Here is a 10,000-nt window from a genome sequence, read left to right as displayed (position 1 = left end):
CGTGAATTCCGCGCTATACGTGATGCTTCACTGGCGCAAAAATAAAGAGAATAAAACAGCGTAAGGCAGAGCATTGACTCTGCCTTATTTTTTTAAAAGGGGATCTATGAATAAGTTTGTCACCACTCTGGCTTTTGGGCTGGTTTTTACCGCCAGTGCAGCAGAGCCCATATTAGTTCAAACCGATTTTAACGCCAATTTTGCCCGCTATTTTGAAAAAGTAGCGTCAGATGAAATGCAGGGGCGGGCTCCCGCAACTGAAGGTGAAAAGCGCACTGTGGCTTATCTTGAAACTGAATTTAAGCGTTTAGGTTTAACGGCTTACAAAAACGGCAGCTACCGTCAGGCTGTGCCTGTAGTACAAATTGATCCTGTGGCTGTCTCCAGCATGACTTTAACCGGCGATAAAACGGCTGCTGATCTGGTCTACAAAACCGATATGATGGCCTGGTCGACCCGTATGGTGCCGGAAATTAAGGTGGAAAATAGTGAGATGGTATTTGCCGGTTACGGCATAGTGGCACCTGAATATAACTGGAATGATTACAAAGATTTAGATGTGAAAGGCAAAACAGTAGTAGTACTGGTGAATGACCCGGGTTTTGCCACTCAGGATCCTAAACTTTTCACTGGCAATGCCATGACCTATTACGGTCGCTGGACTTACAAATACGAGGAAGCAGCCCGGCAGGGTGCAGCTATGCTGTTGATAGTGCACGAAACCGAAGCCGCCAGTTATGGTTGGAATGTGGTCGCAGGCACCAGTCCTATCAGGTTTGAGCTGGCGGATGCCAATAAAAATATGCACAAAGCACAGGTGGAAGGCTGGTTATCTCTGGAGGCAGCCGAACGCTTATTCGCCGCCAACGGCAGCAGCTTAAAAGAGATGAAGGCCAAAGCCTTAAAGCCTGATTTTAAAGCCATACCCCTGCATGCAAAAGCCAGTATCAGCATCAAAAACAACTTGCGTGAAATAGATTCCAATAACGTCATAGGTTTTATCCCTGGTAGCAAAAAACCGGATGAAGCTGTGATTTATATGGCGCATTGGGACCATTTTGGGCTTGATTTTAGCCGCAGTGATGACAAAATTTTTAACGGTGCTCAGGATAACGCTGGTGGTATTGCCGGCTTATTAGCTCTGGCTGAGAAATTTAAACAAGGTCAGGCGCCGGAGCGTTCCATCGCTTTTGTCGCTGTCACAGCAGAAGAGCGGGGTTTATTGGGGTCACGTTGGTATGCCGAGCATCCACTTTTTCCGGTCAATAAAACTGTGGCTGGTATCAATATGGACATTATGAATGTCTATGGTCCTATGCGTGATGTGATGGTATTTGGTTATGGCAGCTCTGAGCTTGAGCCTATTCTGGCGAAATACGCCAAAGCGCAAAACCGCTACATAGCACCTGAGCCTACGCCACAGGATGGTTTTTATTACCGCTCAGACCATTTTAACCTGGCGAAAAAAGGTGTACCTATGCTCTATGCCCGAGGTGGCATCGATAGCGTAGAACATGGGAAAGATTGGGGTTTGCAGCAACGTAAAAACTACGTCAAGGATTACTACCACAAAGTAAACGACGAATTTAACCCTAAGTGGGATCTACGGGGTTCACAGCAGGATTTATTCCTGTTTTACCAGGTGGGGTTAGAAGTGGCGAACAGCCAAAGCTGGCCAAACTGGTTGCCAGGCAAAGAGTTTAAAACAATACGGGATAAATCACTGCTGCAGTGATTTACTCAACGAAAGCCAGCCTTAGCGCTGGCTTTTTTTATGCTTTTGCCGTTTGATTCCCCGCAGCCAGCTTGGCAGCAATAAGGCACTGTTACATCAGATATTCTCCGGGTTTTTCTGAGTTTTATCCATTCTTCTTACTGAATCTCCTGAAATTGAGTTGCAGCTTATTTCTTCATCTGTGAGTTGACAGTCTATTAATCATACAATAGCATGATTTGAGAAGTGATAAAAAAATGCCTCGAAGGTTTGCTGTGTTTTGACCGGGAAGGTGTACTAAAACCACGACAAGGGGAGAAGAAAGTCATGTTTAAGCGATCCGTCTTAAGCAGTGCGGTGTCTATGGCTATTGTTTTATTAAGTCAGCCAGTCATCGCAGCGCAAGAAGATAAAAAAGTAGAAAACGTAGAAATAATTGAAGTCAAAGGTATTCGTGGCAGTCTGAATAAGGCGCTGGGTGTAAAGCGTCACAATGAACAAATTGTTGATGCCATAGTGGCAGAAGACATAGGTAAATTTCCGGATAATAACGTGGTCGAGTCGCTGCAACGTGTGACTGGTGTGCAGGTGACTAACCGCGGTTCAGGTGAAGTTTCCGCAGTTTCAATCCGTGGTTTAAGCGACATTACGACTACAGTCAATGGCCGGAATATTTTTACCGCCTCTGGCACCGCTGTTGCGCTGCAGGACATTCCCGCCAGTTTGCTAAAGCAAGTGGATGTATACAAAACCCGCTCTGCCAGTCAGATTGAGAGTGGTATAGCGGGCTCCATCGATGTAAAAACTCACAGGCCTTTTGATTTTGATGGTGCTAAGTTTATTGCCAACGCCCGCGGTATTTACACCGAACAAAATGAAGAAGTTAACCCAACATTCAGCGCTTTAGCCAGCAACAACTGGGAGTTGGATTCAGGCCAGTTTGGTGCTTTAGTGAACATTTCTTATTCCAGAATGCGTTATCGTGATCAAAGTGTCACAGCTGGTGCTATGTTGCCTTTTATGACGGCTAATCCCACAGCCCCTTTTACCCCTTATGAACGGATTTTTTTGGATAAACCTGGCGTCTCCGAAAACCCAATCTGGCAACCGGGTTTGTTAGCAGGTTTACCTTCCAATGATGGCGCAACTCTGAACATCAATGGGATTGCTACTCCGTATCTGCTGAGCCGTGATGCGATATTCCAAAGTGATTACAATGGGGAGCGTGAACGCCCGTCTGCGAATGTATCTTTACAATTTGCTCCTGATGAAAAGTCTGAATATGTGTTCGAATCTTTTTATAACGGTTTCCGTAATGAGGGCTTTAACAGCCTGCTCTTCTCCTTTGCTGATTGGTGGGGGAGTTATGCGGGGATGACGCCGGCTCAGGCTACAGCTGCGGCTAATGTGCAGTTGCATCCAGGCACCAATATTGTCAAATCCCGTTCTGTACAAGATCCCTGGGTCTTTACCAGCGGTGATTTGTCGACAGGTAAAACCGACAGCTATTTGCACGCTTTGGGCGGTAAATGGGATTTGTCTGATTACATGACATTAAAATCTGAACTGGTGTATCAGGACAGTGAATACAGCAGCGATTTTTTTGCCATGCGTTTTGTGCGTCCTGGCAATAACTACAAGCTAAATGTCGACTTTAATGAAAACGGCGGTATTCCTGGCTTCAATTTTGAAGACAATCCGGCGACAGCTGGTATGGACGAATCCAATATGGCCGATCCCTCGGCTTATCTGACCGATGGTATGTATGACAATGCCAATAAAGACGAAGGTGACGCTGTTACTTTCACATCTGATTTGTCCTATCGCCTTGATGGCTTTTTTACTACGGTAGAGACAGGTGTGCGTTATGACAAACGTGGCGCAACAACCTCGTTCAGTCGGCAGGACCGTTGCTGCGGTGGAGCCGTGAATGTCGGTACTATAGAGGGCCTGGCATCGATAAATTCTGGTTTTATGGACGGTGAAGCCAATGTGCCAACCACCTGGGCTGTGGCCAATGGTTATTACATTCGTAATAACGCCGATGAGTTCCGTACTATGTATGGCTTGAACAAACTGGATTTACAGCGTTCTTTTGATATAGACGCCACGACCTTGTCTTTGTATTTGCAGGGTAAATTTGAAACTGAAGTGGCAGGTCGGGCCTTAAACGGTGAAATCGGTGCCCGTTATACGGGCATTGACACTGATTCCACTTTCTATCAGGAAAGTGCGCCGGGTGCGGCACAGAACACTACGACTGGCGAAAGCAAAACCCGTAAAATCCTGCCTAGTCTGACCGCTCGTTATCAGTTAACCGATGACTTGCAGGCTCGTGTGGCCTACACCGAAACTTTGCGTTACCCGGCCTTTGGTGATTTAAATCCGCTGATCATTTACAACGAAGATGTGACAGGTATTGGTTATGGTACAGCAGGTGGCGGGAATCCGGATTTAAAACCTACAGAGTCGAAAAACTACGATCTGTCACTGGAATGGTACTTTGCTGAAGCCAGTTCTTTGTATGGTACTTTGTTCAGACGTGACATTGATGGCTTTGTCGTCGGCTTCCGGCGTTCTGTAACAGCGCCAAAATCAGCGACTGATCCAACCCCCTATAAGTTTGTCCTGACGCAGCCATACAACGCCTCCAATGGCGAGTTGTCTGGTGCTGAAATTGGGCTGGTCTGGTTCCCAAATTACCTGCCTGAAGCTTTAGATGGTTTTGGTGTGCAGGCGAGTTATACCCGCTTGTCGTCACAACAAACTACACCTGATACCAATAGCGAAGGAGAAATTACCGGCTACAGAGATACAGATTTGTTTGGCGTGTCTGACTCGTCTTACAGCGTTGTGCTGGCCTATGATAAAAACGATTTGGGCATGAGGTTATCTTACTCATGGCGTGAGGGGTTTCTGGCGAACTATGAAGCTGCACTGTTTGCTAACCCGCTGGAAATGCGCCGTAAATCAGAAGCCAGTATGGACTTCCAGTTAAGCTACAAACTGACAGAACAGTTTGAAATTACGCTGGATGGCACTAACCTGACCAATGAGCTTTACCAGAGCTACTATGGCAATGACGCTACTACAGGGAACTTTGGTACTGCTTTGTACAGCCGCACCTTTGCTTTAGGGGTTCGCTACACTATGTAACGGATAAGGTTTTAGCGAGTGAACAACACCGGACTTAGTGCCGGTGTTTTTTTATTGGAACTTTGGGGGCTGGCGAGTCAAAGTTGCAACCACAGGATTGAGTCAAGTCGTAGCGGCTTAGGCAACGAACAAATTATCTCCACTGAAGCTGTATTAATTTGTAAGCAGTCTGGTATTCTGCATGTCGGGCCTGTTGTTGCAGGTTTTATCGTTTAGCTGTACGGGATTGTTTACCTAAGGCAGGATATGAAGCAGTGGACTCTATTTGAATTTTCAGCCGGCTCTGATATTACGGCTTTAACTGCGACACAATTAAAACGACTAAAGCAAATAGTCTGGATTTGTTTAATTGCTGTACTTTGTGGATCTGTGTTTTCAGGTCCTAAATCCGTCGCTATTTTGCTGACAACTGCTGTCGGATTGATTTGTATTTTAGTTTTGCTGCAAAAGCTGAGGATCGGCTTTGCAATTGGTTCTTTGTTGTGGCTGCTCACCCTGATGATTTGCAGTTTGATCAGTATCAATCTTGGGATATTTGATCTGATGCTGCTTGGATATCCGCTGGTGCTGGCTTATGCAGCTATGTACAGTGGCCGACGCTTTTATTTGCTGCTGTTTGGTTTTATTTTACTGTTCTGTTCTGGCCTGGCACTGGCTACGTTGTACGGTTGGCTTGAATTCAGTCCACCCCGTCCGAGCTTTAACTCCTTTATTACCTTAAATATTCTGCTGTTGGTTTGTGGTTTAACCATGAGGCTGATTGCCAGGGATACCAAAGACGTACTGTTGCAATTAAAACAAGAAAACGAAAGGGTCGTAAAATCTCAACTGGAAATCCAGCGTTTAGCCCAGCATGATCCTCTGACAGGCCTGGTGAACAGAACGCAATCCGAGCTGGGGTTTCAGCGGGCTATGGCCGCCAAACCTCAAGGGCCTGTTGCGTTATTGTTTATTGATTTAGATAACTTCAAACCTGTAAATGATGCGTTAGGGCATCAGGCTGGCGATCAGGTCTTGAGGCAACTTGCCGTTGAGTTGCAAAGTCAGTTGTCAGAGCAAGATGTGCTGAGTAGGTTCGGCGGCGACGAGTTTGTGGTGATAGTTACGCAATGGCGCGATGAAGCCGAATTGGAACAGCGCATACAGCGTTTACTGCAAAGTTGTCAGCAGGAGTTTGTTGTGCTGCAGCACAAAGTTCAGTTGTCCGCTTCAATCGGAGCTGTGGTTGCGCCACAGGACGGTACAGATTTTCATTTGCTATGCAAAAAAGCAGATACCGCTATGTATCAGGCGAAAAAAATGGGGCGTAACAGGTTTTGCTGGTATCACGCAGACATGGAGCGACAACAGCTTGATAAATTTAACCTGATGATGCGGTTACGGGTAGCGGTTAAGCAGCAACTTTTTAGTGTGGCTTACCAACCAAGCTATGATTTGAAAACAGGTAGTATCAGTGGTGCTGAAGCATTATTGCGCTGGTCTGATGCGGAATTAGGTGTAGTTCCGCCCGATGTATTTATACCTTTAGCCGAGCAAACCGGATTAATTCAGGAACTTGGGCTTTTTGTCCTGCAAAGAGCCTGCGCTCAGGCTCTGCTTTGGCAGCAATCTGGTTTTTCTATAGGGGTAGCAGTCAACCTTTCCGCTATGCAGTTTAAGCAGGGCGATTTACCAGAAGTGGTAATGCAGGTCCTGCGACAAACCGGCTTACCGCCACACTTGCTTGAGTTGGAATTGACGGAATCTGTTCTGATTGATGATACAGCTTTAGTAAAACAACAAATTGAGCAATTGTCAGCAGCGGGAGTGCGTTTTGCTATCGATGATTTTGGTACAGGTTATTCTAATTTAGGGTATTTGAGCCAATTTAGTCTGAGTAGCTTAAAAATTGACAGGTCCTTTGTGGCCCGGATCAGGCAAAATGATAAAGATTTGGCGTTGGTCAAAGGTATTATTCAGTTAGCCAGCAGCTTAGGTTTGCATACAGTGGCTGAAGGGGTGGAAGACAATCAAAGCCTTGAGCTGCTACAACAGGCTGGTTGCGGTTGTGCTCAGGGTTATTTATGGTCAAAAGCTGTATCTCCCAGAGAATTTAATTTACTGCTGGGTCAATAAAATGAGGGTCGGATCAGCTTGTTAGGTTTTAACACTATGATCCGACCCCATGTCATCTAGTCCGTTTTTGACTTCAGGCAGGTTTGACCCGATGGTCTTCGTCGCTGTCTTCCTCTTCTACCTTGTCATGGCTGTGATCTTTTGCGATCAGCATATAAACAGAAGGTAAGACAAAAAGCGTCATCAGAGTACCAATGGTCATACCCAGCACCAGGACTATACCTATAGAGTTACGTGCCGCAGCACCTGCACCTTCAGCGAAGATCAGCGGCGTGTGACCAGCAATGGTGGCGATACTGGTCATCATCACAGGGCGTAAACGTAATACAGAAGCTTCACGTATAGCGTCCAGTTTGGACTTGCCTTGCTCCTGCAGCTTGTTGGCAAATTCCACCACCAAAATGCCGTTACGCGCAATCAAACCAATCAGCGTGACCAAACCGACTTGTGAATAGATGTTGAGCGTACTGGTGAAACCGTCGGTGAAAAATGGCATAGGTGCCGGTATTTTCAGGAAGGTAAAGACCAGCGCACCAAACAGAGCCAAAGGCACTGAACCTAGCAAAATCACTATTGGATCGCGGAAGCTGTTGTACTGAGCCGCCAGCACCAGGAAAATCATAGTCACGGCCAGTGTAAAAGCGGGTAGGAAGGTATTGCCTTCGCGTTTCAACTGACGTGATTCGCCCGTGTAATCTACTGAATAACCACCAGGCAGTATCTTTTTCGCTTCGGTTTCCAGGAAGGTTAAAGTTTCATCCAGAGGTTTTATCGTCACACCACTGATTTTCACTGCGTTTAACTGCTGCATACGGTTAATGCTGCGTGGCACAGTGCTGTGCGTCAGACTGGCGATTTGATCGACCCGAATCATCTGGTCCTGCGGACCTTTGATATAGAGGTTGGTTAAATCGTCAGGAGTTAAACGTTCCAGACGTTTCACTTGAGGTACTACCTTGTAACTTTGGCCTGACATATTGAAGCGATTGACGTAACCACCGCCCAATAAAGTGCCCAGGTCCTGCACTACGTCGCGCATGTTCAACCCCAGGTCGGCCACTTTATCTCGATCTATATTCAACTGATACTCAGGCTGATCCACTTTCATATCTATCACCTGAAACGGGAATATACCGCTGTCACGCATGACTTTTTCCAGTTTCAGTGCATAGTTGTAAATCTCTTCCGATTCAGCTGTGGAGGCAATGACAAACTCTACAGGGAACTGACCACCACCAGGTAAAGAAGGTGGAGTAATAGGTAAAATCCGCACCCCAGAGATTTGTGCCAGTTTTTGCTGCACTTCCGGCATGATTTCAAATACTGTGCGTTCACGCTCAGCCCAGGGTTTAGTCACCATGCCGCCAAAACCGCCGGTAGGGAAGGTGATCTGGAAGGTAAAGTCAGTCTCTGGTACAGACATAAAAGCTTCGTTGACGTATTTGCCGTAAAAAGACGACTGGTCCACAGTCGAGTTAGCAGGTGAGTCGACAATACCAAAGATAACGCCTTGATCTTCTACAGGTGCCAGCTCCTTCGGAGACATGCTGTATAAAGGTACGCAAAGCAGGGTTATACCAATCCAGAATACATAAACACCGGTTCTGTTATTTAAGCTGCTTTCCAGCTTACGACTGTAAAAGTGTTGGAAACGGGTAAAAATGCCGTCCAAAGGCGCTTTTAAGCTGGTGTGAGGTTTTAACATACGAGACGCCATCATAGGCGACAGCGTGATGGCCACTATGGCAGATATCGCTACAGCGCCTGCCAGCGTGATAGCAAATTCGCGGAACAAAGTACCAGTTAAACCACCTTGTAAACCTATAGGCACATACACAGAAATCAGCGTCACTGTCATCGCAATAATAGGGCCACCCAGTTCACGGGCTGCGACTAAGGCTGCCTTAAATGGCTTCAGGCCATTTTGAATATGGCGCTCTATATTTTCCACCATCACTATAGCGTCATCCACTACCAGACCGACGGACAATACGATAGACAACAGTGTCAGCAGGTTTAGGGAGAAGCCAAATAACTTCATAATAAACATGGCGCCAATCAGGGACAGAGGAATGGCAATAATAGGAATAAGCACAGAGCGGCTGAAACCTAAAAACAGGAAGATGACGATGACGATAATCAATAAAGTTTCGCCAAGTGTTTTCACTACATCATCAATAGCTGCTTCAATGTACTTAGTGGCGTCGTAGGAGACTTCACCTGTTAAACCACTGGGCAATTCAGCTTTAATCAGCTCCATCTCTTTGGTGACGGCCTTAATGACGTCCAGAGAGTTGGCATTTGGCGCAACAAAAACGCCCATAAAGACTGCGGTTTCGCCTGAGTAGTTGACGTTGGTGTTGTAATCGTCAGCACCAAGCACGACGTCAGCTACATCTGATAAGCGCACTATACCGTCGCTATTCTGACGTAAAATCATGCGCTTAAATTCGTCCACACCTTTCATGTCGGTATTGGCACGTAAATTTACCTGAGTGTAGGCTCCCCGGGTTTGACCTATAGTGGCCTGAATATTATTGTCGGTCAGAGCTTTGCGAACATCTGAGGCTGTAATACCTAAGGCCGCCATAGGCTCGGGTTTTAACCAGATCCGCATTGCAAAAGTACGGCCACCGAGAATATCGGCTTTTTGCACACCACTAATGGCAATTAAACGCGGCTGCACTGAACGGCTTAAAAACTCAGTGATCTGGTTTTGTTCCAGAATATCCGAGCTGAAGCTTAAATAAGCGGCAGCAAACTGACTGTCGGCCGCTTCTATAGCAATAGCCGGAACTTCAGCTTCAGGTGGTAAATCACCACGCACCTGATTCACCTTAGCGCTGATCTCTGTCATGGCTTTCAGCGGATCATAGTTCAGGTGCAAGTGAGCTGTCACAGTAGACACACCCATAGTGCTTTGTGATTCTATGTAGTCAATGCCACCGGCTGAGGCTATAGCCCTTTCTATCGGGGTTGTGATAAAACCCCGGACTAAATCAGCGTTAGCACCTA

At 46.4% G+C, this 10,000-nt stretch carries 5 protein-coding genes; 4 read left to right on the top strand and 1 reads right to left on the bottom strand.

From position 1 onward, the window contains the following. Positions 1-106: 106 nt before the first annotated feature. From LDL40_RS08770 to LDL40_RS08755, 4 genes are all read left to right on the top strand, one after another. Positions 107-1,735: a M28 family metallopeptidase gene (locus tag LDL40_RS08770; RefSeq protein WP_300994905.1), complete on the top strand. Its 1,629-nt coding sequence runs from the start codon at positions 107-109 to the stop codon at positions 1,733-1,735. A gap of 306 nt (positions 1,736-2,041) precedes the next feature. After that, a complete protein-coding gene (locus tag LDL40_RS08765; RefSeq protein ID WP_300994904.1) occupies positions 2,042-4,870 on the top strand; it encodes a TonB-dependent receptor in 2,829 nt (942 codons plus the stop codon). Between the two features lie 18 nt (positions 4,871-4,888). After that, positions 4,889-5,086, top strand: coding sequence for a hypothetical protein (locus LDL40_RS08760; RefSeq protein ID WP_300994903.1), 198 nt, complete (start codon positions 4,889-4,891; stop codon positions 5,084-5,086). A gap of 30 nt (positions 5,087-5,116) precedes the next feature. Further along, positions 5,117-6,985, top strand: a complete 1,869-nt coding sequence (locus LDL40_RS08755) for a bifunctional diguanylate cyclase/phosphodiesterase (RefSeq protein WP_300994902.1) — start codon at positions 5,117-5,119, stop codon at positions 6,983-6,985. 73 nt (positions 6,986-7,058) lie between these two features. On the opposite strand, the gene LDL40_RS08750 is transcribed toward LDL40_RS08755, so the two are convergent. Then, positions 7,059-10,000 (bottom strand): efflux RND transporter permease subunit (locus LDL40_RS08750; RefSeq protein ID WP_300994901.1); only part of this gene is annotated, 2,942 nt, incomplete at its 5' end.

Origin of the sequence: Rheinheimera sp. (assembly GCF_020217005.1) — a bacterium.
Lineage (GTDB): Bacteria > Pseudomonadota > Gammaproteobacteria > Enterobacterales > Alteromonadaceae > Pararheinheimera.
Note: the sequence above shows the minus strand (reverse complement) of the source record. Positions and strands in the feature narration are given on the sequence as shown.

Coding starts and splice junctions, on each gene's coding strand:
- LDL40_RS08770 (WP_300994905.1), top strand. CDS start 107: ATGAATAAGTTTGTCACCACTCTGGCTTTTGGGCTGGTTTTTACCGCC.
- LDL40_RS08765 (WP_300994904.1), top strand. CDS start 2,042: ATGTTTAAGCGATCCGTCTTAAGCAGTGCGGTGTCTATGGCTATTGTT.
- LDL40_RS08755 (WP_300994902.1), top strand. CDS start 5,117: ATGAAGCAGTGGACTCTATTTGAATTTTCAGCCGGCTCTGATATTACG.